The organism is Ligaoa zhengdingensis, assembly GCF_014384885.1.
Taxonomy (GTDB): domain Bacteria; phylum Bacillota; class Clostridia; order Oscillospirales; family Ruminococcaceae; genus Ligaoa; species Ligaoa zhengdingensis.
In genome coordinates, this window is sequence record NZ_JACRST010000005.1 from 118,218 (window position 1) to 145,047 (window position 26,830).

General features: G+C 62.6%; 24 protein-coding genes, 1 tRNA gene and 1 riboswitch. Of the genes, 17 read left to right on the forward strand and 8 right to left on the reverse strand.

What is annotated here, in order from left to right; all coding sequences use genetic code 11:
- Positions 1–87: 87 nt before the first annotated feature.
- Complete coding sequence (locus H8711_RS05650) at positions 88–1,125, reverse strand: sugar ABC transporter substrate-binding protein (RefSeq protein WP_249282494.1); 1,038 nt, start codon at positions 1,123–1,125, stop codon at positions 88–90.
- Positions 1,126–1,329: 204 nt separating this feature from the next.
- Positions 1,330–1,427, forward strand: a riboswitch (THF riboswitch).
- A gap of 66 nt (positions 1,428–1,493) precedes the next feature.
- Here H8711_RS05650 and H8711_RS05655 point away from each other — a divergent pair.
- The 9 genes from H8711_RS05655 (at position 1,494) to H8711_RS05695 (ending at position 9,707) form a co-directional block, all read left to right on the forward strand.
- The gene (locus H8711_RS05655) at positions 1,494–2,087 is read left to right on the forward strand and encodes a folate family ECF transporter S component (protein WP_249282495.1); all 594 of its coding nucleotides are present in this window, start codon (positions 1,494–1,496) and stop codon (positions 2,085–2,087) included.
- 215 nt (positions 2,088–2,302) lie between these two features.
- Positions 2,303–2,755, forward strand: coding sequence for a hypothetical protein (locus H8711_RS05660; RefSeq protein WP_249282496.1), 453 nt, complete (start codon positions 2,303–2,305; stop codon positions 2,753–2,755).
- A 10-nt stretch (positions 2,756–2,765) separates the two neighbouring features.
- Entirely contained in the window at positions 2,766–3,092 is a 327-nt protein-coding gene (locus H8711_RS05665) for a hypothetical protein (protein ID WP_249282497.1), read from the forward strand.
- 163 nt (positions 3,093–3,255) lie between these two features.
- A complete protein-coding gene (locus H8711_RS05670) occupies positions 3,256–3,582 on the forward strand; it encodes a PadR family transcriptional regulator (protein ID WP_249282522.1) in 327 nt (108 codons plus the stop codon).
- A complete protein-coding gene (locus tag H8711_RS05675) occupies positions 3,569–4,195 on the forward strand; it encodes a DUF1700 domain-containing protein (RefSeq protein WP_249282498.1) in 627 nt (208 codons plus the stop codon). The genes H8711_RS05670 and H8711_RS05675 overlap by 14 nt, the downstream gene beginning before the upstream one ends.
- Positions 4,192–5,247, forward strand: a complete 1,056-nt coding sequence (locus H8711_RS05680; protein ID WP_249282499.1) for a DUF4097 family beta strand repeat-containing protein — start codon at positions 4,192–4,194, stop codon at positions 5,245–5,247. The genes H8711_RS05675 and H8711_RS05680 overlap by 4 nt, the downstream gene beginning before the upstream one ends.
- A gap of 423 nt (positions 5,248–5,670) precedes the next feature.
- Entirely contained in the window at positions 5,671–6,453 is a 783-nt protein-coding gene (locus tag H8711_RS05685; protein WP_249282500.1) for a dihydroorotate dehydrogenase electron transfer subunit, read from the forward strand.
- Positions 6,443–7,366: a dihydroorotate dehydrogenase gene (locus H8711_RS05690; protein WP_249282501.1), complete on the forward strand. Its 924-nt coding sequence runs from the start codon at positions 6,443–6,445 to the stop codon at positions 7,364–7,366. Before H8711_RS05685 ends, H8711_RS05690 begins: the two co-directional genes overlap by 11 nt.
- A 2,092-nt stretch (positions 7,367–9,458) precedes the next feature.
- Positions 9,459–9,707 (forward strand): AbrB/MazE/SpoVT family DNA-binding domain-containing protein, encoded by a 249-nt coding sequence (locus tag H8711_RS05695; protein ID WP_249282502.1) that lies wholly within the window; start codon positions 9,459–9,461, stop codon positions 9,705–9,707.
- Positions 9,708–9,826: 119 nt separating this feature from the next.
- On the opposite strand, the gene H8711_RS05700 is transcribed toward H8711_RS05695, so the two are convergent.
- A complete protein-coding gene (locus tag H8711_RS05700) occupies positions 9,827–10,471 on the reverse strand; it encodes a pentapeptide repeat-containing protein (RefSeq protein ID WP_249282503.1) in 645 nt (214 codons plus the stop codon).
- Between the two features lie 3 nt (positions 10,472–10,474).
- A complete protein-coding gene (recG, locus tag H8711_RS05705; protein WP_249282504.1) occupies positions 10,475–12,499 on the reverse strand; it encodes an ATP-dependent DNA helicase RecG in 2,025 nt (674 codons plus the stop codon).
- Positions 12,500–12,626: 127 nt separating this feature from the next.
- Here recG and H8711_RS05710 point away from each other — a divergent pair.
- Together H8711_RS05710 and H8711_RS05715 are read left to right on the forward strand one after the other, a co-directional pair.
- A tRNA-Lys gene (locus H8711_RS05710) sits at positions 12,627–12,702 on the forward strand.
- A 195-nt stretch (positions 12,703–12,897) separates the two neighbouring features.
- Complete coding sequence (locus H8711_RS05715) at positions 12,898–13,197, forward strand: hypothetical protein (protein WP_249282505.1); 300 nt, start codon at positions 12,898–12,900, stop codon at positions 13,195–13,197.
- Positions 13,198–13,262: 65 nt separating this feature from the next.
- On the opposite strand, the gene H8711_RS05720 is transcribed toward H8711_RS05715, so the two are convergent.
- From H8711_RS05720 to ilvB, 5 genes are all read right to left on the reverse strand, one after another.
- The gene (locus H8711_RS05720) at positions 13,263–14,321 is read right to left on the reverse strand and encodes a s-methyl-5-thioribose-1-phosphate isomerase (RefSeq protein WP_249282506.1); all 1,059 of its coding nucleotides are present in this window, start codon (positions 14,319–14,321) and stop codon (positions 13,263–13,265) included.
- Between the two features lie 175 nt (positions 14,322–14,496).
- Positions 14,497–15,801 (reverse strand): amidohydrolase family protein, encoded by a 1,305-nt coding sequence (locus H8711_RS05725; RefSeq protein ID WP_249282507.1) that lies wholly within the window; start codon positions 15,799–15,801, stop codon positions 14,497–14,499.
- Between the two features lie 16 nt (positions 15,802–15,817).
- Positions 15,818–16,648: a purine-nucleoside phosphorylase gene (locus H8711_RS05730; protein ID WP_249282508.1), complete on the reverse strand. Its 831-nt coding sequence runs from the start codon at positions 16,646–16,648 to the stop codon at positions 15,818–15,820.
- Between the two features lie 210 nt (positions 16,649–16,858).
- Positions 16,859–17,344 carry an acetolactate synthase small subunit gene (gene ilvN / locus H8711_RS05735; RefSeq protein WP_249282509.1) on the reverse strand — a complete coding sequence of 162 codons (486 nt, stop codon included), beginning with the start codon at positions 17,342–17,344 and terminating at the stop codon, positions 16,859–16,861.
- On the reverse strand, positions 17,341–18,990 hold the full coding sequence (gene ilvB / locus H8711_RS05740; protein WP_249282510.1) for a biosynthetic-type acetolactate synthase large subunit: 1,650 nt from the start codon (positions 18,988–18,990) through the stop codon (positions 17,341–17,343). Before ilvB ends, ilvN begins: the two co-directional genes overlap by 4 nt.
- A gap of 186 nt (positions 18,991–19,176) precedes the next feature.
- On the opposite strand from ilvB, the gene H8711_RS05745 reads away from it, so the two are divergent.
- The 6 genes from H8711_RS05745 (at position 19,177) to rbsK (ending at position 26,616) form a co-directional block, all read left to right on the forward strand.
- Positions 19,177–20,163, forward strand: a complete 987-nt coding sequence (locus H8711_RS05745; protein WP_249282511.1) for an ABC transporter substrate-binding protein — start codon at positions 19,177–19,179, stop codon at positions 20,161–20,163.
- Between the two features lie 738 nt (positions 20,164–20,901).
- Positions 20,902–21,933: a LacI family DNA-binding transcriptional regulator gene (locus H8711_RS05750; RefSeq protein WP_249282512.1), complete on the forward strand. Its 1,032-nt coding sequence runs from the start codon at positions 20,902–20,904 to the stop codon at positions 21,931–21,933.
- Complete coding sequence (locus H8711_RS05755) at positions 21,926–23,440, forward strand: sugar ABC transporter ATP-binding protein (protein WP_249282513.1); 1,515 nt, start codon at positions 21,926–21,928, stop codon at positions 23,438–23,440. Before H8711_RS05750 ends, H8711_RS05755 begins: the two co-directional genes overlap by 8 nt.
- On the forward strand, positions 23,430–24,413 hold the full coding sequence (locus tag H8711_RS05760) for an ABC transporter permease (RefSeq protein ID WP_249282514.1): 984 nt from the start codon (positions 23,430–23,432) through the stop codon (positions 24,411–24,413). The genes H8711_RS05755 and H8711_RS05760 overlap by 11 nt, the downstream gene beginning before the upstream one ends.
- A 71-nt stretch (positions 24,414–24,484) precedes the next feature.
- Positions 24,485–25,513 (forward strand): sugar ABC transporter substrate-binding protein, encoded by a 1,029-nt coding sequence (locus tag H8711_RS05765; RefSeq protein ID WP_249282515.1) that lies wholly within the window; start codon positions 24,485–24,487, stop codon positions 25,511–25,513.
- 167 nt (positions 25,514–25,680) lie between these two features.
- Positions 25,681–26,616 (forward strand): ribokinase, encoded by a 936-nt coding sequence (rbsK, locus tag H8711_RS05770; protein WP_283245858.1) that lies wholly within the window; start codon positions 25,681–25,683, stop codon positions 26,614–26,616.
- Positions 26,617–26,830 lie beyond the last annotated feature (214 nt).

Genomic DNA, 26,830 nt, shown 5'->3' on the forward strand with positions numbered 1-26,830 from the left:
GAGCGCCGTTGGCGCCCAGGGCGCGGGTGGATCAGCAATAAAAAAGGCGGCGCACCGGGCAAGGTGCGCCACCTGTCATCGTATGGTTTATTCCTGTGCGAGCTTGGATGCGTAGTCGGCGATCGCTTCGGCTTCGCCCGCGCGCAGCACCACCGGCTCGAGGGTGTCCGCCGCCGCGGCCTCATGCCCGGCCTGCGGGTTCTGAGCCGCCTCCAGCAGGGAGACGAGCGCGTCGTACCCCATCTGCCAGTAGTTGGTGGCCGCCACCATCTGGATGGTGTTGCCCTCTTCCTGCATGATCTGGGCGACCGCGTCGTCCGCCTCGACGCCGAACACGGCCGCCTTGTCGGCGCGGCCGGCCTTCACCAGCGCGTTGTGCACGGCGGCGGAGGCCTCGGCGTTGGTGCAGAAAAAGACGGTTGCGGCATCGTCCTTCGCCTCATCCAGGTAGGAGCCGAGCGATTCCTCCATCTCCTTGGGGGTGGCGGCTTCGATGTCGCGCACCAGCGAGACGTCCTTCATCTCCTTGAGCTGGTCGAGAAAACCGTTGAGGCGCAGGGTGCTCTCGGTGAGATCCTTCGCGCTGTGCTGCAACACGGCCACGGTGGCCTTGCCCGCCAGCTCGGTTTCGATGTATTCCTTGGCGGCCTTGCCGACGGCTTCCCCCAGCGCATACTGGTCGGACGCGGAGCAGACGATGGCGAAGTCGTTCTTCTCAAGCTGGGTATCGATCAGCGCCACGGGCACCCCGCGGTCGCTCACGCGGCTGAGCGCGGCCAGCGACGATTCGCCGTTGAGCGGGCTGGCGATCACCCCGTCGCAGGAGGTGGGGTCGATCTTTTGCAGGGATGCGGTTTCGTTGCCCTCGCTGACATACACATATTCCATATTCACCGTGACGGACTCGTCGTTGACCGCTTGGTGGAAGCTGTTTTCCAACTGGCCGATGTAGGGCGCATCCTTGGGCAGCACAGCCTGGATGCGGTAGGTGGGCAGCTCCACCGAAGAGGAGGACTCCTCCCCGCGGCTGCTCGGTTCGCTGTTTTCAGCCGAGGGCCTGCCGCCGCAGGCGGCCAGTGTCAGGGCGAGGCTTCCCGACAGAATCAGTGCAAGTAATTTTTTCATCCCAATCAAGACTCCTTTATCTCCGTAAAATGCAAATTTTCACGTCTATTTCTTCTATTTTACTATACAGCGGGCCGGTTTTCAAGGTTTCTGAGAGTTGTTGGCCCTTGCAAAATACCCCGACCGGTGTTACAATAGGGCTTGCGGGAAAAATTCCCACCGGACGGCGGGGATTTGCCCTTACAATCACATATTGAAATGGTAAGCAGAGTAGAAGCCTGCGCGTTAAGTGCTGGCCGGACGGGGAGTTGCCGGACAGACGAAAAGCGTGCCTTGCGGTGCAGGCTTCGCATCCCGCTGCTGCATCAAAGAGCGTGGCCTCTCTTTCATGTGGCGAAAAATTCATGTGAAAGGAGGCTGTTTTTGTTATGTTGTTTTCCAACCCCTTTTCCCTCGCCTACTGGCGCGCCGCGTGCGGCGAGCTCAAAAGCCTGCGGATGCTGGCGCTGGCCGCGCTGTTCGTGGGCATCCGTGTGGTCATCAGCACATTTTTTATCCCGGTGGGGGAGAACCTGCGCATCTACTTCAGCTTTTTTGAGACGGCGCTCTGCGGCCTGGTCTGCGGCCCGGTCATCGGCGTGATGGCCGGCTTTGTGGGCGACCTGGTGGGCTTTTTTGTCCATCCGTTCGGCGGCTTTTTCTTCGGCTACACCGTCACCGCCATGGTAAGCGGACTGATCTACGGGCTGGCGTTCTACCGCACCCGCATCACCGCGCTCAAGGTGTTCCTGTGCAAGCTGAGTATCAACTTGCTGGTGAACGTGGGTCTAGGCGCGCTGTGGAGCGCCATGCTCTACGGCAAGGGGTATTACTACTACCTCGCCAAGAGCCTGGTGAAAAACCTGCTGCTGCTGCCCGCGGAAACCGTGCTGCTGGTGTTGTTTTTCCAGCTCATGCTGCCGGTGCTGGCCCGCGCGCACCTCGGCGCCCCCCAGCCCACCAAACGTATCCCTTTGTTTTAAATTTGAAGATGTATCCCTCGTCCCCCGCGACTGGTTGGTGATAATCGCCAAATCGCGGGGGAATTTTTTTGCACCAGTTTTTCCGATTTTTATATATTTTTCCGATTTGTATATTCCTGATTCAGAAATAATGATATACAATGTGAAAAGAATTTAGCGTTTATCGCCAAATTGCTGGAAAAATGTAGTGCAAAAAAAGAAAGGGACGGTGGACTATGAAACGACACATGCGAACAATCATCAGTTGCCTTTTGGCATTGGCTCTGGTTCTGCCGAGCTTTGGCGCAGCCGCGGCGCTTCCGGGCGGCGGGGTTGCAATTTCAGCCGGCCGCGCGCGCGGCGTCGATGTGAGCAACACGGTCACCATCGGCAACGGCCTGGTGAGCGTCGTCTACAACCTCGACGCGGGCACCTACGAGATGCGCGACCTGGTGCGGGACAAGGCCGTAATCAAGGACGCATACAGCGCCATGAACGGCGAGGCCTCCAATGCGGGAGGCTACACCGGCAAATGGGAACAGAAAAATGTGAGCGACGAGCTGGGCGACGGCAAACAACTGGTCGTCACCCTCGCCAAGGAGGGCGCGCTCACCCAGAAGATCGGTTTCACCCTCTACCCCGACGACAGCCGTATCGTGCTGTCCGGCAGTGTATTACACCTCCGATGAGGTCAAGGCGATGGCCGGCACTGTGCCTGCTGCGAGCGGCACGGTGAACGCACCCGCTGCGAACAGCAACCCGGAGACGGGCGGCGAGGTACCCGCGACGGTGGCACCTGCGGCGCCTGAGGCGACGGTTCCTGTGGAGCCGGTCGTGCCCGAGGAGCCTGCGGTGATCGAGCCTGTGGCTCCGGCTGAGGCGGAAGCGCCCGCCGCTCAGGCCGAGGCCCCTGTCGAGGCGGCGGAAGCCGGTATGCCGGTTTGGGCCATCGCGGCAATTGTGATTGCGGCGACGGCAATCCTGGGCGGCACAGCGCTGGCTGTCGCCCTGAGAAAAAGAGGTTAACCGGCGAGGGAAGAATTGAAATAAGAGGGGCGTGGACCATCGACCGGATGGCCCGCGCCCTTTTCTTTTACAGAAAATTCGTACAATGAAAAATAATATTAGTTGACTTTATATATTATATAATATATAATATTAAAAACAACATAGGAAATGGGGGATGACCATGACGTTTGGGCTGAGCGCCGCGCTGCTGGACGCCTGTGTTCTGGCGGTGCTCTCGCGGGGCGACACCTACGGCTATGTCCTGACACAAAACGTGCGGGATGCGGTCGATATCTCCGATTCCACCCTTTATCCGGTGCTGCGGCGGCTGCAAAAGGACGGCTATCTCACCACCTACGACCAGCCGTACCAGGGGCGGAACCGGCGATACTATTCGATCACACCGAGCGGCCGGGAGCAGTACCGGGCGTATGTCGCCGATTGGGGCGTCTACAAGGCGAGGCTGGACGAGATTATTTTGGGAGGGAAGCAGTATGACGAGGCTTGATTTCTTTATGCGCCTGCGCGAGGGGCTGCACCGGCTGCCGCCGGAGGAGATTGAAAACGCGGTGCGCTACTATGTCGAATATTTCGACGAGGCGGGCCCGGAAAACGAACAGCGGGTGCTCGAGGAGCTCGGCGACCCGATGAAGATCGCGCAGCAGATCACAGCGGAGTATATGGTGCGGGCGATCGAGCCCTACCGCCCCGCACCGGATGAACAGGGCCCGGAAGCGGCCGGGCCGCAGCCGCCGCGCAAAAGCGGGCTTTCCGCCGTGTGGATCGCCATTCTGGCGGTGTTCGCGTCCCCCATCGCGCTGCCGGTCGCCATCGCCATCGCGGCTGTGGCGTTCGCCCTGGTGGTCGTGGTGGCCTGCGTGTTCCTCTCCTTCTTCGGGGTGTCGGTTGGGATGATGGCGGGCGGCGTTTTCGGCATGGTGGTCGGCATCCTCTGCCTGAGCGCTCATGTGCCCACCGGCGTCTGCGCCATCGGCAGCGGCATGGTGGTGAGCGGCGTGGGCCTGCTGTTGTTCCTGCCCACCGTCTGGCTCACGCGGGCGACATTTAGCGGCATCGCGCGGCTGATCAGCCGGCGCGTGGTAAGGAGGGATGCGGCATGAAAAAGAGCACAAAGGTGGTTCTGGGCATCTCCGCGGGGCTTATCCTGCTGGGCGGGGTTCTGGCCGCCGCGGGATACGCCATGGCGGGCGGCAACATCGGCGTGTATTATTCCAACGGGCAGCTCTACCACAACGGCCGCGCGGGCGCTGTGGTCAGCCGGACGGTGGAGACCGGGAGGTTCACCTCCCTGGATATCACCGCCGATCTGGCCGGGGTCAAGATGATCGCATCCGACCACTACGGGGTGGAGTACCGGCTGGCGACGGCCGGGCGCGAGCCGGTCTGCCGCGTCACCGGCGACGGCGCTCTCTACTTCGACCAAAGCGGCGACTGGGACGGCGGGGGCGGTTCGATCAACCTGTTCGGCTGGCGCGGCCGCGGGTGGAAGGATGCGGGCGAGCAGTACCTGCACATCTACTATCCGGCGGATGTGGAGTTCGACCAGGTCAAAATTGAGGTCGGCGCGGGCGACCTGAAGCTCAAGGACCTCGCGGTCAAGGGCAAGGTCGAGCTGGAGGTCAACCTGGGCGAGCTGACCGTGGAGAACGTGACCACCGGTCTGCTGGACGCTGAGACAAACGCGGGCGGCGCCAGGCTTTCCGGCGTGCGGGCGCGGACACTCTCGGTCGAGAGCGACCTCGGCAGCATCGAGCTTGACAATGTGACCGCGGAGCAGACCACGGTGAGCGCCAGCAGCGGCAGTACCGCGATTTCCGGCGGCAGCCTGGGCAAAACCGAGTTGGACAGCAACTTCGGGGAGATCAAGGTGAAGGGCGCAAAAACCGGCGAGCTCTCGGTGGACTGCGACAGCGGTAGCATCGACCTCGAGGGCGAATTCGCAGGCAACATCGAGGTGTCGTCCGATTTCGGCAGCGTTTCGCTGCGCAGCAGCCTGCCCGCCTCCGATTACAACCTCGACCTCCAGACCGATTTTGGCAGCGTGCGGCTGGACGGCGCAAAGCAGGAGAACCCCTGCGTGAAGGACAGCGGCGGCCGCTACCGGCTTTCGGTGGAGAACAGCAGCGGCGACATCGACGTAAAATTCGGCTGACCGGGGCGGATGTCACAGGGAGAAAAGCGTCCATTCCCATCCCGTAACCTTTGCCACCAAATTGTAATCTTGGAATCACTGAGCTGTAGCCGCGAGTTCACAATTTGTTCACGATTTTAGGGTATCCTAAAAACAAGCCAAAGAGCAACCGGCGCGTGAGCAACAGGCGCGGCGGTTTGGCCCAAACAAGTGGTTCCTCCAGAACTGGGACGCCCGAGATGATTTCTCCACATCAGACGGCTTCCGCAACCAATTCAATGTTCAGTCCGCTGCGAGGCGGCTGAAGCGATAAGCACAAAAAAGCGACGGCGGGTTTTCCGCCGTCGCTTTTTGCATCTTCCTCCGAAATGCCGGGGATGGGTGGCGGCCGGCCCCGAAAACTGTTATAATAGAACCAGCATGACAAGGAGGCTGATTCTGAGGATGAAAATGGAATGTACCGTAACCGGAGCGCGTCTGGTCGCCCGCGACGTGGCGGCCATGACCGTGCGCGCGCCCGAGCTCGCGGCCGCCTGCGAGCCGGGTCAGTTTGCGCATATCTACTGCGGCGGGGGGGTGTACAGCCTCACCCGCAGGCCGATCTCGATCTCCAAGGTGGAGGGGGACGAGCTGGGGTTCCTGTTCCAAATCAAGGGGGAGGGCACCCGCTGGCTGGCCCAGCGCCGGCCGGGCGAGACGGTGGACCTCATGGCCCCGCTGGGCAAGGGGTGTTACCGCCTGCCCGAGCAGGGCAAGGTGTACATCGCGGCCGGGGGCATCGGCTACGCGCCGGTGATCTTTTTGGCGCAGCGCGCGGCGGCGCGCGGCCTGGATGCGCGCATGTTTGTGGGCGCGCGCGACAGCGGCAGCATCTACTGCCTGGATGAGATGGAGAAGCTGGGCGTCCCGGTGGAGGTCGCCACCGAGGACGGCGGCCTGGGGGAACGCGGCTTTGTCACCGCGCCGCTCGAGCACGCAATTCAGGCGGACAAGCCCGACCTCATCTGCTGCTGTGGCCCCGAGCCGATGCTGCGCGCCGTGGCGCGCCTGGGGCGGACCTATGGGGTGCCGGTGCAGGTGTCGCTGGAGCAGCGCATGGCCTGCGGCGTGGGCGCCTGCAAGGGCTGTGTGGTGCCTGTTAAGGGGCGGAACGGCGTGCACTACCGCAACGTGTGCAGCGACGGCCCGGTGTTCTGCGGCGAGGAGGTGTTTTTCGATGCCGAATAAACCCAATTTGAGCGTCAACATCGCGGGCATTGCAATGAAAAACCCGGTGATGCCCGCATCGGGCTGCTTCGGTTTCGGCGAGGAGTACGCCCCTTATCTCGACCTGAACGCCCTGGGCGCGATCGTGGTCAAATCGGTGACTATGAACGAGACGGTGGGCAACCCCGGCCCGCGCGTCTGCGAAACCCCGGGTGGGATGCTCAACGCGATCGGGTGGCAGAACCCGGGCGCGGATGTGTTCATCAACGAGAAGATGCCGTTCCTGCGGCAGTTCAATACCCCCGTGATCGTCAACCTGGCGGGTAAGACCGCGAGCGACTACGCCGAGCTGGCCGCCCGCCTGGACGGGGTGGAGGGCCTCGCGGGCATCGAGCTCAACATCTCCTGCCCGAACGTGAGCGAGGGCGGCGTGGCGTTCGGCACCGACCCGCGCCTGGCCGACGAGGTGGTGCGCGCGGTGCGCGCGGCCACAAAGCTGCCGTTGATCGTCAAGCTGTCCCCCAACGTGACCGATATCACCGTGATGGCGCGCGCTGTGGAGGGCGCGGGCGCGGACGCGATCTCGCTCATCAACACCTTCACCGCTATCGCAATCGATGTGAAAACCCGCCGCCCGGTGCTGGGCAACTTCACCGGCGGCCTGTCCGGCCCGGCGGTCAAGCCGGTGGCGCTGTATATGACCTACCGCGTGGCGCACGCCGTGTCCGTGCCGGTCATCGGCATGGGCGGCGTCCTGCGCGCCGAGGACGCGATCGAGTTCCTGCTGGCGGGCGCGAGCGCCGTTGCGGTGGGCATGGGCACCTTTGTGAACCCCACCGCCATGATCGACGTGATCGACGGCATCGAGCGGTATCTCGTCGAGAACAACATGGATGACGTGCACCAGCTCATCGGCGGGCTGATCACCGACTGATTGAGCAATGGAGCGGTCTATGCCTTAATAAGCGCTTTCTTCGGCCCTGTCCCGGGCGTATGTCCGGGCAGGGCCTCTTTATTTTAATGTTTCATTTTTAAATGTCCTTCTTTTAAAAAGAAAATGTCGGCAATTCACTTGGCAGCGGGGTTTGCACCTTGCTTTGTAGCTTCGGGCAGAGCGGTTGCGCACTGCCGTGCGCCTGCCTCGGCACCACCCCCGCGGGACGCCATCCTTTTGGAACGCGCCAAAAGGATGCAAAAGCGCGCCAAAGGGCGTTCCCCCCTTTGGCATCCCCCCTAGGGGCGGCCGGCCAACGGCCGGAGGAAAGCCGGGCAGGCTCGTTTGTTAAGCAAAGTGCAGCATCCGCGCGGAGGACGCACCCGGTATGGCGCAAGCGCCAACCCGGATTGCCTGTCGGCGCTGCCGACGTGCCTTCCAGTCGCTTCGTGCAAATTCCAGGGAGTGCACTCGCTCCAATCAGGCACCTGTCCCGCCTTTGGCGGGATCCCCTCGGGTAATGCCCGCATACACTCAGCCGTCCCCCGCTTGCCCTAGATCCTCCGCCCCCGTGACCCAAGGCGCGGCATAACAATGCAGAGCGCTTTCCCGACCCGGAGCCAAAAATCAAGCGGTGCGGGGCCTGCGCGCCTTACTGGTGTCGCCCGAGGGCACCCCGTAAGGGGCAATGGTTCGTGGGAGCGAAGCGTGCCCTTCCCACTTTTCGCGAAGCGACTTCAGAACCATTGCCGAGGGTACTTGCCGGGTGTCGGCAACACCAGCGCCGATTTTATCTCCGGGCGCATAACGGGGTTTTCAAAGGGGTGCCCCCTTTGACACGTTTTTGCTCGCTTTTGGCGTGTACCAAAAGCGAGTCGTCGTGCGGGGGCGAAACCCCGCCGGGCATGCGCCCGGGGGCGGTGCCGAGGCAGGCGCACGGCAGTGCGCAACCGCTCTGCCCGAAGCTGGCAGGCCAGGTGCAAACCAAAGCGCCCAGGCCCAAGCCGGGCCAGTTGCGCTATAGTGCGCAAAACACTGTGCCCGTAGCCGCACAGCCAAGTGCGAACCCCGCCGCCAAATGAATCGCTTTTATCTAACAAAAAATAAAAAAAGGCCCGCCCGCAGCACCGCGGCCAAACCCCCCCGCCCCCTTTTGGGCAAACATATAAAAAAACAGGCGGGTTCGCACCCGGCCTCACAGCTACGGCCACCGCGCCCCACGCCTTAATAAGTGTTTTCCTCGGCATCGCCTCCGGGCGCTGCCCGGCGGGGTTCGCACCCGGCCTTACAGCTTCGGCCCCCGCGCCCCACGCCTCAACAAGTGTTTTCCTCGGCATCGCCTCCGGGCGCTGCCCGGCGGGGTTCGCACCCGGCCTTACAGCTTCGGCCCCCGCGCCCCACGCCTCAACAAGTGTTTTCCTCGGCATCGCCTCCGGGCGCTGCCCGGCGGGGTTCGCACCCGGCCTTACAGCTTCGGCCCCCGCGCCCCACGCCTCAACAAGTGTTTTCCTCGGCATCGCCTCCGGGCGCTGCCCGGCGGGGTTCGCACCCGGCCTTACAGCTTCGGCCCCCGCGCCCACGCCTCAACAAGTGTTTTCCTCGGCGTCGCCCCCAGGGGCGTCCCTGGGCGGAAATTTCTCCGCCAATCTTCGCCAAAACCCCTTGATTTTTCCCTAAATTTACCCTATAATAGAAACCGACATAGAAAGAAATCGCAAGGCAGACCCAGGGGTTGGGGCCCCTGAGTCCTGCATGGGAGTGGCAGCTCCGCATACAACGGTTTACACCGCACCTTGCTTTCTGATTATACTCGATTTTCACATCGAAGTAAAGTCATAATTTATCCATTATCCCCTAATGGTGATTCGTCAAGGGGCTGTGAAAATCATGTATGTCAGGCTGGTTTGCGTGCGTACTCTGGACACCTTTCCAGGGCCGCTGTATGGGAGTAATCCCGTACAGCGGCTCTTTTTATGTCCTCGCGGTAGGCCGCGGGGCGGGCTTCCTTCCAACTCTCCCCGCTCCGCGCCGCCGACCGTCAGGGCTGTAAAACAGGCCCATTGGGCCTTAAAAAGGAAAGGCGGAGATACAAATGGATGTATATTCTAGAAAAATGGACGAATTGGGCCGTGTGGTGCTGCCGCACAGCCTGCGCGATGCGCTCCACATGCGCGAAGGGGATACGTTCGCAGTGAGCCGCGAGGGCGACCGCATCATCCTGCAAAAGAAGAGCCGCAGTTGTTGGCTGTGCAGGTCGGAGGATGACCTCATCGAGCTGACCAACCACTCGTTGGTCTGTGCCAAGTGCGCAAAAGAGATCGACCTGTTCGTGCAGGAGTAAAGAGCCGTGCCCGCCCCTGGGCGGATGGCGGAAAAAGCGGCCGGTAAGGCCTGAATCAGACGGGGCCCCTCCACCAAAAGGCGGAGGGGCCCCGTTTTGCTCTATTGGCGCGGCGCTCGTCACCGGATCACCAGGCCCATCAGCGCTGCGAGGCCGCAGGCCTGCACCGGCGTCACGATTAGGCCCTTGAGGTCCTCGATCGCCACCGCCATCCCGTCGATCTCGCAGGTGGTCAGGTCGATCCCCTTGAGCGGGGTGTGCAGCAGCTCCGCCCCGTTCAGCCTGCATTCGTCCAGGCGCACCGCGCGCAGCGCCGCCTCCTGGATGGAGCAGGAGGACAGGTCGCACCGCTCGAACACCGCGCTGCGGAACAGCGTCTGGTAAAACCGCGCGAACCGCGCTGTGCACCCGTCGAACCGGGTGTCCGTCAGGGCGCAGTCCGCAAAATTTGCCCCCAGCAGCTTGCAGTGCTCAAAGCGCACCCGCTCGAACGAGCTGTCGCTCAGGTCGAGGTTGGAAAGGTCGCACCGCGTCAGCACCACGTCGGTCAGCGACGCGCGCCGCAGGGCGCTGCCCGTCAGGCGGCAGCCCTCCAAACGGCAGCCGCGCAGCTCCAGCTTTTCGGTGCGCAGGCCGTCCACCGCGCAGCCGCGGAACGCCTGCCCGGCCACCGGCTCCTCCTCCCGCACGGCCACCAGCGCCGCGGCCATCAGGTCCACGTTGGGGAAGAGCTGCTCCGGGATCACCGGATCGGAAAGTTTCATCGGCTACACCTCCGCATTCGAGATCATCGCCTCAACCTGGGCGCGCAGCGCTGCGTGTTCGGGCCGGGTGAGCTTGGGGTCGCGGGCGAGCAGCTCGGCCGCCGCGTCCTGCGCCTCGCGCAGCAGCGATACGTCGGTCAGCATATCCGCAATTTTGAGCTGCGGCAGGCCGTGCTGGCGGCTTCCGAAGAAGTCGCCCGGCCCGCGCAGGCGCAGGTCCTCCTCCGAGATGCGAAACCCGTCGGTGGTGCCGCGGATCACCGCCAGCCGCTCGAGGTCGCGGTCGGTCACCAGGATGCAGAAGCTCTCGCCCCCGCCCCGGCCGATCCGCCCGCGCAGCTGGTGCAGTTGGCTCAGGCCGAACCGCTCGGCGTTTTCAATCAGCATCACGGTGGCGTTGGGCACGTCCACCCCCACCTCGATCACCGTGGTGGCCACCAGCAGCTGGATTTCCCCCTGGGAGAAGGCGCGCATCACCTTTTCCTTTTCGGCCGGCTTCATCTTGCCGTGCAGCAGGCCCACCCGATAGTGGGCGAACTCCTGGGCGGATAGGCGCGCGGCGTACTCCGCGGCCGATTCTAGCCCCAGGTCGAGCTCCCCTTGCTCCACCAGCGGGCACACCACATACCCCTGCCGCCCCTCGTCGAGATACCGGCGCAAAAAGCCGTAGGCGCGGCGGCGCTTGGGCGGGTCGATCACATAGGTGTGCACCGGCTGGCGGCCGCGCGGCAGCTCGTCGATCACCGATACGTCCAGGTCGCCGTAGATAATCAGCGCCAGGGTGCGCGGGATGGGGGTTGCGCTCATGACCAGCACATGGGGATTTTCCCCCTTCTGTTGCAGCGCCATGCGCTGTCCCACGCCGAACCGGTGTTGCTCGTCGGTGATGACCAGCCCCAGCTTGGCGAATTCCACCCCGTCCTGGATGAGCGCGTGGGTGCCGACGATCAGATCGATCTCGCCCGCGGCGAGCGATTGGCGGACGGCGCGCTTTTCCGCCGCCTTCATCGATCCAGTGAGCAGCCCGACCCGCACCCCCAGCGGCTCCAGCAGGGAGGAGAGGGTGCGCCGGTGTTGCTCCGCCAGGATTTCGGTCGGCGCCATCATCGCGCATTGGTAACCGTTCTGGATCGCAAACCAGGCGCAGGCCGCGCCCACCAGCGTCTTGCCGCAGCCCACGTCCCCCTGCACCAGCCGGTTCATCGGCGCGGCGGCGCACAGGTCGGCGGCGCATTCCGCAATCACCCGGCGCTGGGCGCCGGTCGGCTCGAACGGCAGGGAGCCATAAAAGCTGTCGAACGCTGTTGCGCGCATGGGCGCGCCGCTGCGGCCCCGATTGCCGGTGCGGATCGACGCCATCGCCAGGTTGAGCACAAACAGCTCTTCAAAGATCAGCCGCCGCCGGGCCAGCCCCAGGGCGTGGCCGTCCGCCGGCCGGTGGATGTTTTCCAGCGCGTAAACGCTGTGGCAGAGGCCCAGCCTGCGGCGCAGCGCGTCGGGCAGCGGGTCCTCCACGCTGCCCTGCACCAGCTCCAGCGCCTGGGCTACGCCCGCCGCAATCGAGCGGTTGGTCAGCCCGGCCGTCAGCGGATAAACCGCCAGAAAGCCGCGCGAAGGGTCAAAGGGCAGCACCATCGGGGCGGACATCTCGCGCCGGGTGAGCTTGCCGCCCATCCGGCCGTAAAAGATATATGGGGTGTCGGGCAAAAGAGCCTCCACCGTATATTTGGCGTTAAAAAAGGTTATGATAAAGTCGGACGCGCCGTCGGTCGCCTTCACCTTAAAGAGCGACAGGCCCCGCCGGATGCGCTGTTCCCCCGATTTGGAAATAACCGTCGCCACCACGGCGCAGGGCCGGTCGTAGGGCGCGTCGGCGACCGCTTGCGGCTGGGATAGGTCGATGTAGGCGCGGGGGTAGTAGCGGATGAGGTCGCCGATGGTGGATACGCCCAGTTTTTGATAGAGCGCGGCGCGCTTTTCGCCCACCCCTTTGAGGTATCGGATGGGGGTATCGAGGGATTGACTCACGGGGTTCACCTGCCTTTTCTCTATGATAACGTCTTTTCCCGCAAGAAACAAGCGGAAAATTGTCAGGAATTGATTGACAAACAGCATATTTGCTGGTATAATAATTAAGTTCCTGAAAAATGCATATGAGCCACTAGCTCAGTTGGCAGAGCATTTGACTTTTAATCAAAGGGTCCGGGGTTCGAATCCCCGGTGGCTCACCAAAAAGAACCGCTCAGGCCTTTGCCTGAGCGGTTCTTTTTGGCTTGAACCACGGGATTCGAACAGGCAGCAAGCCCACCCGAGCCGAAGGCGAGGGGCGGGCGCAACCGGGCCGCCGGTGGCGGGCCGGTTCTGCCGCGGGTAGAATCCCCGGCGGCAATTTTCCACACAACATCTATCACAGGGAGGAAAACAAGATGCAATATATCTGGAAGACCACAGCCGGCGCTGAGGTCAAGGCGGACATCACAGTGGAGCGCTTCGGCGGCAAGACCACCTATCCCGACGGCAGCGAGGCCCATTTTTACCGCTGGGCCCGCACCATCAGCGACATGACGGTGAACGGCCAGCCGATCGAGAACCCCACCTTCACCAAGGTGAACGGGGCGGACGCCATCTGCGTGGGCCGTGTGGAGCAGACCATGGCCTTTGTGCTCATCCCCGACGAAATCGCCGAGGAGCTGTTCGGCGAGGAGCGCCGCGCCAATCAGAACTAAACAAATGGAAAAAAGGCCCCGGACGCATTTGATGTGCGCCCGGGGCTATTTTGATATCCTGTGCGTTACGGCGCGCATTCCTCCGCGCCGCCGCTGAAATACGAGGCAAGGTCGTAGGGGCTGAAGATGCCGCGGTCGGTGACCACGCCGCTGCACAGCTTGGGCGGGGTGACGTCGAAGGCGGGGTAGTAGCCCTTGACCCCCTCCATGGTGGTGCGCACCCCGAGGGAGTCCATCGCCAGCAGGGGGTCGCGCTCCTCGATAGTGACGGTGTCGGCGGTGGGGTGGGCGCGGTTGGGGGTGCCGGTGACAAAGTAGGGCACGCCCCAGTACTGCGCGGCCAGCGCGATTTGGAAGGTGCCCACCTTGTTGACCACATGGCCGTCCATGGTGATCACGTCCGCGGCCGAGGTGAACACGTCCACCTTCTTTTGGCCCATCGCATAGGCGGGCATGTTGTCGGTGATGACGGTCACATCGAAGCCCATGTCGCAGATGCAGCTTGCGGTGAGCCGCGCCCCCTGGAAGAACGGCCGCGTCTCGGGGCAGAGGAACCGCACCTGCTTGTTCTGGGCGCGGCAGGCGCGCAGCATCATGCCGATCACTGTCTCGCCGAAGCACTGGGTCATCACCGTGCCGCCGTCGGGGAACTGCGCCGCCAGGTAGGCCCCCGTCCGCTCGATCCGCTCATATTTGCGGTTCACATCCTCCAGCGCGCGGGTGAACACCGCATCGGTCGCGTCGCTCGCCCCCGCGGCCAGCGCGGCGCGCGCAGCGTCCAGGCAGCTTTGGGTGCACACCGCCATCTTGGCCACCGTGGTGGGCCGCGCGTGCGACAGGGTGTGCGCCGCGCGCTCCAGATAGGCGAGCTGCTGTGCCTCAGGGCGGCCGCGGCACTCGTGGGCGGCCAGCGCCATGCCCATGGCGGCCGCGGTGTACGGCCCGCCGCTCTGTGTCACCATGTCGGCGATCGCCTGGGCGACCTCCTCGTGGCGGGTGCAGGTGACAAATTCGGTGCGGATGGGGTAGATGCGCCGGTCGAGGATGCGCACCCTGCCGTCCTCGTACCAGGCGATGTTTTCATAGCGCAGCAAAAACGCGAGGTCGTGGTCCGCGCGGTTCATGGCGATTCCTCCTTAGAGTCTGTTTTGGAACCGGCATTGTGCCGGGAATTTTGCTGAAAAAGGGCATGTGAAAGGGGAAAAGCACGTGGTCGGGCCGACGCCTGGCAAGTGCTTTTGATACCGCAGCCGCCTTTTCCAGCAGAAATGGACAGCCGATGGGGTTTTAAGACAGATTCTAGCAGTTGGCCGCCAGCCGCGCGAGTTTTTCGTCGCGGATGCGGCCCGCGTTCCAGATGGCCTGTTCGAGGTCGATGGTGGGGAACTCCCCGTCGCGGTAGACCACCCGGCCGTCCACCATGGTGAGGGCCACGTCGCCGGCCTGCGCGGAGTACAGCAGGTTGGAGAGCAGGTCGTACACCGGCTGGAGATGGGGCTTGTCCAGGTCGTACACCACCAGGTCGGCGCGGTTCCCCGCCTTGAGGCAGCCGCAGCCCGTGCGGCCCTGGGCCAGCGCGCCCGCGCGGCAGGCGAGCTCCAAAGTGTCGCGGGGGCCGAGAAACAGCGGGTCGCCGGTCGCGCCCTTTTGCAGGATCGACGCGAGGTTGACCTCCTCGATGCAGTTGAGGTTGTTGTTGCTGGCCGCGCCGTCGGTGCCGATGGCCACCCGCACCCCCGCGTCCAGCAGCTTTTTCACCGGCGCGATGCCGCTGCCCAGCTTGAGGTTGCTCGACGGGCAGGTGACCGCCGTCGCCCCGTGCCGCGCCAGAATTTCGATGTCCGCGTCCTCCACCCAGATGCAGTGGGCCGCGGTGACGGGCGCGTCGAACACCCCGAGGCGCTCCATCCAGGCCGCCGGGGTGAGGCCGCCGCGGCGCGCCTTGCACTCCTCGTGCTCCTTGCGCGTCTCGGAAAGGTGGGTGTGGATGCGCAGCCCGTGCGCCCGCGCAAAGTCCGCTACCTCGCGCGCCACCGTGTCGGTGCAGGTGTATTCCGCGTGGATCGACGCCTCGCCGATGATGCGGTCGTTCGCGGCCGTCTTTTGGTACTCCATCAGGTAGGCAAGGCCCTTGTAGCCGTTGGTGTCGGTGAAATGCGCCTCCGGCGAAAAGGCCGAGGTGCCGTGGCTCAAGTTGGCCTTGATGCCGCTCTGCTCCACCGCGCGGCAGATGCCGTCCATCTCCATATACATGTCGGTGAACGACACCGCACCGCTTTGCAGCAGCTCCGCGATGCCCAGCAGCGCGCCCCAGTACATGTCGTCTGCGGTGAGCAGCGCCTCAAACGGGAACATCCGCTCGTTGAGCCACCGGTCGAGCGGCAGGCCCTCGCCGTATCCCCGGATCAGGGTCATGGGCACGTGGCAGTGGGCGTTGAAAAAGCCGGGCATCGCCGCCTTGTTCCGGCCGTCGTAGCTTTCGCCGCGGTAATCCGCGGGCAGTTCCGGCCCGATGTAGGCGATGGCGTCGCCCTCGGTGATGATGTTTTGGTGCTCGCGCACCTCATAGTTTTCGTCCACAACGGAAATATCGCGCAGAAGCATGTCGTTTCCCTCACAATCACATTTGTTGGATGATTTCGCGCAGCAGGGCCTGGAACCGGCCGGCCGCGCCCGCCGCCGCCTCGGTCACCTCCGCGTCCGAGAGCGGCTGGGGCAGCACCCCGGCCGCCATGTTGGTCATCAGCGAGAGGCCCAGCACCCGCATCCCGCAGTGGGCCGCGGTGAGCGCCTCGGTCACGGTGGACATCCCCACCGCGTCGCCCCCCAGCAGCCGGATCGCCCGGATTTCAGCGGGGGTCTCGAACTGCGGCCCGGGCATATAAAAGTAGACCCCTTCCTGCATCCGGTACTCCTGGCCCAGCCGCTTGGCGCAATCCAGCGCCAGCGCGCGCAGCTCCGGGGTGTACATGCGGGTCACGTCGAAAAAGCGCTCCCCAAATTCGGGCAGATTGGCCCCGCGCATCGGGGAAGCGCCCATCAGCTTGATCTGGTCGCGGATCACCATGATGTCCCCCACCCGGTAGGCGGTGTTCACCGCGCCCGCCGCGTTGGTGAGGATGACGGTGTGCGCCCCCAACAGCCGCAGCACCCGGACGGGCGCGGCGAGCTGCTCGAACTCGTAGCCCTCGTAGTAATGGAAACGCCCGGCCATGCACACCACCCGCTTACCCGATAGGCGGCCGAAGATCAGCTTGCCCGCGTGGCTTTCCACTGTGGACGCCAAAAAGTTGGGAATATCGCGGTAATCGATTACAATGGGATTTTCCAGTTCGCCGGCCAGCGGGCCCAGCCCCGAGCCGAGCACCAGCGCGATCTCGGGCGGTTCCGGGATGCGCGCCAGCAGGTAGTCGGCGCTCTGTTTGTAAAAGTCGTAGGTGAAATTTTGCAAGCAATCGGCCCCTTTCATTTTTACTTTCCTATTGATATTTTAAATGATTTTTATTGCTTTTAGGCTGCGCCCGCCGTCTGAGAATTTTTATATTTAATGTTTATTTTTTATGCCCTTTTTTAAATAAAAGCGATTCATTTGGCGGCGCCCACAGGCAACTCCAGGTTGCCACACGGCAAAACATAAAACGCGGTGCCGGTGGCCGCCCCGCTATATGGTGGAAAGTCCCTTTTGCAACGCGATGGTGCCGGTGCGCATCTCCTCCTTGATGCCGTAGGGCCGCAGCAGGTCTTCCAGCAGCACCAGGCGGTCGGGGGTGTCGGAAATCTCGATGGTGAGGGTGGTCTTGGAAAGGTCCACAATGCGCGCGCCGGTGATTTTGACGATATCGATGATCTCGCTGCGGGTGGCGCTGTTTACGCTCACCTTGATGAGCATGAGCTCGCGGGTGATGATGTCGCCGGGCTCCATCGAGCGCACCCGGATCACGTCGATGAGCTTGTTCAGCTGCTTTTCGAGCTGCTCCACAATGTAGTCGTCGCCGTTCACCACAATGGTCATACGGGAGATGCTTTTATCCTCGGTGACGCCCACGGCGAGGGAGTCGATGTTAAAACCCCGGCGGGCAAACAATCCAGAGATGCGTGAGAGCACGCCGGAATGGTTTTCCACCAGGACAGACAGGGTGTGTTTCATGGCTGATAGCCTCCTTTCAGCGACGGCTCGTCCGGGTCGACCGCCACCTGCAACAGGAACGGGCCGTCCCCGCCCAGCAGCGCGTCCAGCGCCGCATCCAGCCCGGCCTCGTCGCACAGCGCGGCGCTGGGGATGTTGTAAGCGGCCGCAATTTTGCAAAAGTCCGGCAGGACGCCCAGGTCCACGGCGATGCGGCGGCTGTATTGGTTATCCTGCACCTCGCGCACCATGCCCAGCCGCCGGTTGCACAGCACCACCAGCTTCACCGCGATGTTGTGCTGCACCAGCGTGCCCAGCTCCATCATGGACATTTGCAGTGCGCCGTCCCCGCAGACTGCCACAACCTGTCTCTGTGGGGCGGCCAGCTTGGCCCCGATCGCCGCGGGCAGCGCGTACCCCATCGTGCCCATGCCGCCGGTGGTGATGAACCGGCCGGTGCGCAGGTTCACCCCGCGCGCCGACCAAATCTGGTTCTGCCCCACGTCTGAGACGTACACGCCGTCGTCCTCCATGCGGGCGGACAGGCGGGCCACCAGCCGGTTGGGATCGACCGTGCAGCCGCCCGCCGCCGGGCCGCAGGCCCTCGGGGCGGCCGCGCGCTCCTCCCGCTGCCAGGCGCGCAGCGCGTCCAGCCAGCCGGCGGTATCCAGCGCGGGGCGGTGCTCCAAAATCTGTTCCAGCACCAGGCGCGCGTCCCCCACCAGGGGGATGTTGGTCTCCATATTCTTGCCGATCTCGGCCGGGTCGATGTCGATGTGAATTACCCGTGTGCGCCGCTGAAGGACGCCGGGGCTCTGCATGGCGCGGTCGCCCACCCGCGCGCCAACCAGAATCAGCAGGTCGGATTCCGCAATCGCGGCGTTGGCGGTGCGGCAGCCGTACATCCCCAGCATCCCGAAATAGAGCGGGTGCCCGGTGGGCATCGCGCCCAGGCCCATCATGGTGGATACCACGGGGATGCTGCACGCCTCGGCCAGCGCGCGCACTTGGGGCTCGGCGTTTGCGCCCAGCACCCCGCCGCCTGCGCAGATCACCGGGCGGTGGGATTCGTGCATGGCGGCCAGCACCCGCCGGAGCTGGTTGAGGTTGCCCTTGCTGCTGGGCTTGTACCCCCGGATGGACACCGCGTCGGGGTAGCAAAACTCGATGGGGGTGTTCTGGATGTCGATGGGCACGTCCACCAGCACCGGGCCCTGGCGGCCGGTGCCCGCGATGTAAAATGCCTCCCGCAGGATGCGGGGCAGGTCGGCAGCGTTTTTCACCAGATAGCTGTGCTTGGTGAACGGTTCGGCTGAACCGGTGATGTCCACCTCCTGGAATACGTCGCGCCCGAGCAGCTCGCTCGACACCTGCCCGGTGATCGCCACCAGCGGGATGGAATCCATATATGCGGTGGCCAGGGCGGTGATGAGGTTGGTGGCCCCGGGGCCGGAGGTGGCCACGCATACCGCGGGCTTGCGGGCGGTGCGGGCGTATCCGCTGGCCGCGTGGCCGGCGTTCTGCTCCTGGCGCACCAGGATGTGGCGGATGGGGGAGGACGCGAGCCGGTCGTAAAACGGGCAGATGGCCGCGCCCGGATACCCGAACACCACCTCGACCCCCTCCTGCTCCAACGATTTGACCATGGCCTCGGCCGCCGTTATCATCGCGCATTCCTCCCCGGCAAATTGATGTGATACAGATTATTATAATCGCTTTTTCAACCGGTTGCAATCGCGGGCGGGGGGGCGCGGCAGAAATCCCCTGCAAAAAAACAGCAGGATTCACACACTATCCATTGACAGGTATTTTTGTCCCGCGGTACAATGGGAAAATCAAAGGGAGGTTTCCAGATGAAGATAAAACGAGGTTTCGCGCTGCTGCTGGCGGCGGCGCTGGTTTTTGCCCTGCCCGGCTGCGGCAAGGGGGAGGATGACAAGGACGGTTCGTCCGCGTCGGGGGACGGCAACTTCCCCGCCGAATTTGACACCGGCGTGGTGGAGCAGGCGCCCGACGCGGTGGTGTCGCTGTCGCCCGCGCTCACCGAGCTGGCGTTCGACCTGGGCTACGGCGGCAAGTTGGTGGGTGTGAGCGACTTCTGCACCGATGAGGACGGAGCGCTGGACGGGCTGCCCAATTTGGGCACGGTGAACGCGCCCAAAACCGACGAGATTTTAAAGCTGTCCCCGCAGGTGGTGGTTGCGGTCTCCCCGCTTACCTCAGCTGACCGCAAAAAGCTGGAGAAGGGGGGAGCGGCGGTGATCGTGCTGCCGCTGGCCGAGGACCTGGACGGCCTCGAGACCCTCTACCGCGACCTGGGGCGTGTGTTCGGGGGCGATACCGACGGCGCGCAGGCGGGCAAAAAGCTGTATGACGAGCAGGTCGCCCGCCTGGAGGGAATCCGCGAACAGGTGGAGGCTGCGGGCCCATTCGAGGCGGCTTACCTGCGGGTGATGCCGCTGACGCTTGCGACCGGCGACACCTTCCCCGGCCGGATGCTGGAAGAGGCGGGCTTTGAAAACAGCGCCTCCGACTACACCGGCTGGGTCTACCCCGAGGACAAGGCGGTGGACCTGATGCCGCAGGTGCTGTTCTTCGACGAGGCGGTCGGCATGGACGCGGTATCGGGCTCCACCATCTACAACACCACCCCGGCCTATGCGAACGCGAAGTGCTTCGCCTACGACCTGGAGGTGTTCGAGCGCCAGGGGGTGCGGATGTTCGACCTGCTCGAGCAGATGGCGAACGACGCTGTCGGCGGCTCCTCCGCGGACAGCGGCAGGGAGGACGGCGACACCCCCGCGAACCCCGCGCAGGATGAGGACCTGGACACCGAATAAAATGGGACACACGAAGGATGCCGCCCTCGGGCCTATCGTGGATATCGCATGAAAAAATAAAAGGATAGCGGATGGAGCGCCGGATGCGGCGCTCCGTTTTTTTATATCAAAAGTGTACTATTATAATATAATTAAACAACATTAAAAAATTATTTTATGAAAATACCCACAAAACAATACAAAATACTTTTCTTTTTGTTATAATAGGACTTGGACCACTGTAGCAAATAGGAAAGGGGGGATAGCTGGGCCAGCCAGCCGCTGACCAGCGGAAACGGGAACCGAATCAACCATTCATCGCAGCAGCATGACGCAAAGCGGTTGCTCACGGCGGAGCCTGATCCGCAACGCCATGGATTTGACAACGTGGGACAAAAGCACAGATGGAGGTCCACGCGCCGGCAGGTGAACCCCGCCCCCTTTTGGGGACGGGGCGAAACCAAGCCGGCTTTTTTTGACAACACGGGCGTTTCTTCCCGAACATAAGGGGGGAGCGCGCTTTCCATGGAGGAATAGGGCTCCGAAATGGCGCGAAAGGAGGCAAAAGAAGGAGAATTTGTGCGGGATACCAATTCAGTAGGGTTTCGTCATTTCGTTGCCAATTCGATGAAAACGCATAAAAAAAGATATGTTTTTTATGTATTTTATTCGATTTACGTAACAACGTTTCGTCTTTACACTAAAGAAAACGGTTACGTTGGGGGGATGAAGAAGCTCTTGGAAAGAAGGGAATCGACAATGAAGGTAACCATTGAAGACATTGCTTGTTTGGCCAATGTATCAAAGGCGACGGTTTCCAGGGTGCTCAACGACCGCAAAGGGGTTGGAGAAGAAACCAGGCAGAAGGTCAAAAAGATCATCGACGAGTTTGAATACAACCCCAATCTGCTGGCGAGAGGCATTTCAACGTCAAAAACCAAGACGATCGGCATCATCATTCCGGATATCACCAACCCGTTTTTTCCAGCGCTGGTCAAATCCATCGAGGTGGAGCTGAGCGCGCAGGGGTACACCATCATCCTGTGCAACACCGACGCGGACATCATGCGGGAAAAGCGGGCGATTTCAAGCTGCATTTCCAAACGGGTGGACGGCATCATCTTTGCATCCTCGCAGATCGATTCAAGCGAGGTCAAATTCATGCTCAAGCGCTACAATATGCCGTGCGTCTACGTAGATCGCGGCTCGATCGACCCGGACGCGGACGCCTGGGTGTTTGTGGACAACGAATACGCGGCGTTCCTGGCCACCAACTTCTTAATTCAAAACGGGAACCGCAGGGTGGCTTATATCTCGGGCCCTCCGGGCATTTCCACCTCGAAGGAGCGCCTGAGCGGATACCTGGCGGCGCTGCGGCAGAACGGGATCGAGCTCGACCCCAATTTGATCTACACCGGCGACTACACCATCCGCAGCGGCGAACGCGCGGTGGAGGAGCTGCTGGAGAAGGATTCGTTCTCCGCGCTGTTCGCGGCCAACGACGTGATGGCCATCGGGGCGATGAAGGCACTCAAAAAGCACGGGCTGTCCATCCCCGACGACGTGGAGGTGATCGGGTTCGACAATATCTCGATCTGCGAGCTGACCGAACCCCCGCTCACCACCATCGAGCAGCCGCTCACCGAAATCGGCAGGCTGGTGGCCAGGCTGATCCTCGATATCCTGGCCGGAAAGCCGGTGCAGGATTACTCCCCCAGAATGCAGTCGAGGCTGATTCTGCGGGAATCCACAAAGAACAGGCAACCATACGGGAGGGGTAGCAATGGATAATCGGGCAGTCGTGGAAATGATCGATATTTGCAAGGCGTTTCCAGGCGTGCAGGCGCTCGACCACGTGAGCTTCACGCTCAGGCGCGGCGAGGTGCACTGCCTGCTGGGGGAAAACGGCGCTGGCAAATCCACGCTCATTAAAATTCTCAGCGGCGCATACCAGATGGACAGCGGCCAGATCAAGATCGAAGGCCGCGAGGTCAATATCCGCAGCGCGCAGGACGCGCGCGGCATGGGCATCAGCACCATCTACCAGGAGATGAACCTGGTGCCGGGCCTGAGCGTGGCCGAAAATCTGTTCCTCGGCGAGGAGGAGACGCTCAAAGGGGTTTCGTGGGTGGTGGACCGGCGCGCGATGAACGCCCGGGCCAATGAGATTTTCGCCAAGATGAACGTGACGGTGGACCCGAACGCGCTGGTGGGGGACCTCAACACCGCCAAACAGCAGATGGTGGAGATCGCGCGGTCGCTCATCAACCAGCGCAAGGTCATCATCATGGACGAACCGACCTCGTCGATCACCGACAAGGACACCGAGGAGCTGTTCCGCATCATCCGCGAGCTCAAGGCGCAGGGGGTTTCAATCATCTACATATCCCACCGCCTGCAGGAGCTGGCCGAGATTGTGGACCGCGTCACGGTGATGCGTGACGGACAATACATCGCCACCTTCCAGATGGGGGAGGTTTCCATCGACGAGCTGGTGCGCTGCATGGTGGGTCGCGAGCTCGAGGAGAATGCGCGCGCGGCGCATGGCCGCACCCAGGAGGTGCTGCTCGAGGCGCGGCGGATCACCGCGGGACGCGCGGTGCAGGACGCGAGCTTCCAGCTCCACCGGGGGGAGATCCTCGGCTTTGCGGGCCTGGTGGGCGCGGGGCGCACCGAGCTGATGCGCGCTGTGTACGGCGCGGACCGGATGGACTCCGGCGAGGTGCTGGTGCGGGGCGAGGCGGTCAAAATCCGCTCCCCAAAGCAGGGGGTAAAAAACGGCATCGCCTACCTCAGCGAGGACCGCAAGGGCCAGGGCCTGGTGCTCATGATGGAAATCAGCAAGAACATCACCATCACCAACTTAGCGCGGGTATCGGGCGGGCCGGTCATCAACCGCCGCCGCGAGCTGGAGCAGTCGCAGGAGCTGGCAAAGAGCCTCTCGGTGGCGACCACCTCGGTGCAGAAGCGGGTGCGCGACCTCTCCGGCGGCAATCAGCAGAAGGTGGTCATCGCCAAGTGGCTGATGACTGACTGCGACGTGCTGATCTTCGACGAGCCCACCAAGGGCATCGACGTGGGCGCGCGCGCCGAAATTTACAAGCTGATGAACCGGCTGGCCGCCGAGGGCAAGGGCATCATCCTGGTGTCGTCGGATATGAACGAGATTCTGCGGGTGAGCGACCGCATTGTGGTGATGAACCAGGGCAGGATCATGGGCGAGTTTGAGAACAGCGGGGAGGACATCCAGGAGGAGATTCTTTCGCTGATGTTGGGAGGAATTGAGCGTGTTTCGTAAAGTCGTCAATCAATTGGGCATCGGCATCGTCATCATCGTCATGTTTGTGTTTCTGTCGTTTGCCAGCCCCTATTTCTTCACCTTGGAAAACCTGATGAACATTCTGCTTCAGGTCTCCATCGGCACGGTCATCGCGGTGGGCATGACCTTTGTCATCATCACCGGCGGCATCGACCTTTCGGTGGGCTCCATGGTGGCGTTCAGCTGCGTGCTGATCGCCATGACCCTGCACATCGAGGCAGTCCCGGTGCCTGCGCGCATCGCGCTGGCGCTGCTGGTGGGCGTGGCTTCGGGCTTTGCGATGGGTGCGATCAACGGCCTGGTGGTGGTCAAGGGCCATGTGCCGGCCTTCATCGTGACGCTCGGCATGATGAGCGTGGCGCGCGGCCTGGCGCTGTTTATCACCAACGGGCAGACCATCTACATGTTGCCGCCCGAATACCAGACGGTCACGGCCGCGAAGCTGGGCGTGCTGCCCATCCAGGTGATCTACGCGCTCGTCGTGGTGATGATCGCTAGCTTTATCCTGGGCCGCACCAAGTTCGGCCGCTACCTCTACGCCATCGGCGGCAATAAGGAGGCGGTGCGACTCTCGGGCATCAACACCGGGCTGGTGGAGTTCTTCGCCTACGCCATTTCGGGCGTCACCTGCGGCATCGGCGCGATCCTGCTGGTGGGCCGCCTCAACGCGGGCCAGCCGATCGCGGGCGACGGCTACGACATGGACGCCATCGCGGCGGCCATCATCGGCGGCACCAGCCTTTCGGGCGGCGTCGGCAAGATCAGCGGCACCCTGATGGGCGCAATCCTCATGGGTATGCTCAAAAACGGCCTCAACCTGCTGGACGTTTCGCAGTACCTGCAAAAGATCATCATCGGCGTGGTGATCGTGGCGGCGGTGCTGTTCGACCAGTTCCGCAAGGGGGAACACCGCCGCAAGAAGGCGGCCGTGGCCGAGGCGGTCAAGGCATAAGCGCATCAATTGGTTCTCTGAATAGCGAGGAGCTATTAACCATAACGGACAAGATGAAAGGAGCAAAAGGTATGTTTCACATGAAAAAGGTAACGGCAATGGTATTGGCAACCGTCATGGCAGGCGCCCTGTTGGGAGGCTGCGGCAACAACTCCGCCCCCTCCTCCAGCGCGGCGGCGCCCGCCCCCGCCCCGTCCAGTTCCCAGGCGGCCGAGCCCAGCAGCGAGGCCCCCAAAGAGAACAAGGACATCACCGTCGGCCTGGTTATGAAGACCCTGACCAACCCGTATTTCATCTCGATTGAAGAGGGCGCCAAGAAGGCGGCGGACGAGTTCGGCATCAAGCTGGATTCCAAGGCTGCTCAGGAGGAGACCTCGGTTGAGCAGCAGATCGCCATTGTCGAGGACATGATCGCCAAGAAGTACGACGCGATCTGCATCGCGCCCAGCGGCTCCAAGGAGATCGTCCCGGTCATCAAGAAGGCGCAGGAGGCCGGCATCGTGGTCATCAACATCGATAACCGCGTGGACATCGACGCGGCGGCCCAGGCCGGCATCAGCGTGCCGTACGTGGGCGCGAGCAACTACGACGGCGGCTACCTGGCCGGCAAATACCTGGCTGAGCAGCTCGGCGGCAAGGGCAAGGTCGCCATCATCGAGGGCATCCAGGGCGTTGACAACGCCGAGGGCAGAAAGAACGGCTCCAACGCGGCGTTCGCGGAGTATCCCGACATCGAGGTCGTGGCTTCCCAGTCCGCCAATTGGGAGACCGAGGAAGCGCTCAACGTCATGACCAACATCCTGCAGGCCAACCCGGACCTGAACGGCGTGTTCTGCGCCAACGACATGATGGCGTTCGGCGCCGTGCAGGCGATCGAAGCCAAGGGCCTCACCGGCAAGGTGCTGGTTGCAGCTTATGACGCGCTGGATCAGGCCAAACAGTATATCAAAGAGGGCAAGATGATTTCTACCGTCGACCAGAACCCCGTGGGCGTCGGCTACACCGGCGTGCAGTTCGCGCTGGATGTGCTGAACGGCAAGGAGGTCCCCGACGAGTTCATGGTGGAGCTCTCCAATGTCACGGCGGATAACGTAGGTTAATCGGCGGGTTGAAACCTAATCTCTGTCAAGGGCACGGGTTTCCAAACACACGCTGACAAATCAACACAGGTACCGTTTCAGGTGTGAAAGTGAGGACTCCGGGTCGCGCGGCGATCGGGAGTCCTCCCATTATCGGCCGGGGAAGCGGTGGAAAAGCGGGTAATGATATGAAAAGTAAAATAGTTGTAGTAGGCAGCCTGAATATGGATCTTGTGATCCGGACCGATTCGCTGCCCCGCATGGGGGAGACGGTGATCGGGAAGGATTTCGCAATGGTTCCCGGCGGGAAGGGCGCCAATCAGGCGGTGGCGGCGGCGCGGCTGGGCGCACAGGTCGCCATGATCGGCTGTGTGGGAAACGATTTGTTCGGCAACAAGCTGGTCGATACCCTGCAGGAAAACCATGTGGATACCAGATACATCAAGCGGTTGGACGATGTTTCCACCGGCATTGCGGTGATCACCGTCAACCGCGGCGACAACTGCATCATCTTAGATTCCGGTGCGAACTATCGCATCACGCCGGAGGATATCGAAGCGTGCGTGGAACTGATCGCGGGGGCGGATGTGCTGGTGACCCAGCTTGAAATTCCACTGGATACGGTGGAAGCGGCCCTGAAGGTGGCCAAACAGAACGGCGTACAGACCATTTTGAACCCGGCTCCGGCGCAAAAGCTGGACGACGGGCTGCTTGGGGCGGTGGACGTGATCCTGCCCAACGAGAGCGAGACCGAGCTGCTCACCGGCATCCCCCTGCGGGATGAGGACAGCATCGGCCGGGCGCTGCAGGTATTTCAGGAGAAAGGGGTCGCTGAGAGCGTCATCACCCTCGGCTCCCGTGGGACGGCCTACCTCAGCGGCGGCGAGGTGCAGTTTGCCTCCTCCTTCCCAGTGAAGGCGGTGGACACCACGGCGGCAGGCGACTCGTTTGTGGGCGCGCTGGCGGTGCGCATGGCGCAGGGCGCAGGCATCAAGGAGGCGGTGCACTTCTGCAACGCGGTGGGCGCGCTCACCGTCACGCGGCGCGGGGCTCAGCCATCGCTGCCCGCCCTCTCGGAGGTGGAAGAATTTTTGAGGAAAGCGGGGGTTTGTACCCCGGTATAGCAAAGAAGGGGCATTTGTATGGAAAGAAAAAGGCGCCCCAACATCCATAAGAAACTGTTGAGCGTGCTGCTCGCGGCCGGGGACCCGTTCTAGTACGAGCCGGACGACTGTGTCAAGATCATCTTCGACGCCGACGCGACCGCAGCGCAGATTCAGCAGGCACACGACGCGCTGATGGCGGAGCTTAACGCCATGCAGCGGCGCGCCCATCGCG

Coding starts and splice junctions, on each gene's coding strand:
- H8711_RS05650 (WP_249282494.1), bottom strand. CDS start 1,125: ATGAAAAAATTACTTGCACTGATTCTGTCGGGAAGCCTCGCCCTGACA.
- H8711_RS05655 (WP_249282495.1), top strand. CDS start 1,494: ATGTTGTTTTCCAACCCCTTTTCCCTCGCCTACTGGCGCGCCGCGTGC.
- H8711_RS05660 (WP_249282496.1), top strand. CDS start 2,303: ATGAAACGACACATGCGAACAATCATCAGTTGCCTTTTGGCATTGGCT.
- H8711_RS05665 (WP_249282497.1), top strand. CDS start 2,766: ATGGCCGGCACTGTGCCTGCTGCGAGCGGCACGGTGAACGCACCCGCT.
- H8711_RS05670 (WP_249282522.1), top strand. CDS start 3,256: ATGACGTTTGGGCTGAGCGCCGCGCTGCTGGACGCCTGTGTTCTGGCG.
- H8711_RS05675 (WP_249282498.1), top strand. CDS start 3,569: ATGACGAGGCTTGATTTCTTTATGCGCCTGCGCGAGGGGCTGCACCGG.
- H8711_RS05680 (WP_249282499.1), top strand. CDS start 4,192: ATGAAAAAGAGCACAAAGGTGGTTCTGGGCATCTCCGCGGGGCTTATC.
- H8711_RS05685 (WP_249282500.1), top strand. CDS start 5,671: ATGAAAATGGAATGTACCGTAACCGGAGCGCGTCTGGTCGCCCGCGAC.
- H8711_RS05690 (WP_249282501.1), top strand. CDS start 6,443: ATGCCGAATAAACCCAATTTGAGCGTCAACATCGCGGGCATTGCAATG.
- H8711_RS05695 (WP_249282502.1), top strand. CDS start 9,459: ATGGATGTATATTCTAGAAAAATGGACGAATTGGGCCGTGTGGTGCTG.
- H8711_RS05700 (WP_249282503.1), bottom strand. CDS start 10,471: ATGAAACTTTCCGATCCGGTGATCCCGGAGCAGCTCTTCCCCAACGTG.
- H8711_RS05715 (WP_249282505.1), top strand. CDS start 12,898: ATGCAATATATCTGGAAGACCACAGCCGGCGCTGAGGTCAAGGCGGAC.
- H8711_RS05720 (WP_249282506.1), bottom strand. CDS start 14,321: ATGAACCGCGCGGACCACGACCTCGCGTTTTTGCTGCGCTATGAAAAC.
- H8711_RS05725 (WP_249282507.1), bottom strand. CDS start 15,801: ATGCTTCTGCGCGATATTTCCGTTGTGGACGAAAACTATGAGGTGCGC.
- ilvN (WP_249282509.1), bottom strand. CDS start 17,344: ATGAAACACACCCTGTCTGTCCTGGTGGAAAACCATTCCGGCGTGCTC.
- ilvB (WP_249282510.1), bottom strand. CDS start 18,990: ATGATAACGGCGGCCGAGGCCATGGTCAAATCGTTGGAGCAGGAGGGG.
- H8711_RS05745 (WP_249282511.1), top strand. CDS start 19,177: ATGAAGATAAAACGAGGTTTCGCGCTGCTGCTGGCGGCGGCGCTGGTT.
- H8711_RS05750 (WP_249282512.1), top strand. CDS start 20,902: ATGAAGGTAACCATTGAAGACATTGCTTGTTTGGCCAATGTATCAAAG.
- H8711_RS05755 (WP_249282513.1), top strand. CDS start 21,926: ATGGATAATCGGGCAGTCGTGGAAATGATCGATATTTGCAAGGCGTTT.
- H8711_RS05765 (WP_249282515.1), top strand. CDS start 24,485: ATGTTTCACATGAAAAAGGTAACGGCAATGGTATTGGCAACCGTCATG.
- rbsK (WP_283245858.1), top strand. CDS start 25,681: ATGAAAAGTAAAATAGTTGTAGTAGGCAGCCTGAATATGGATCTTGTG.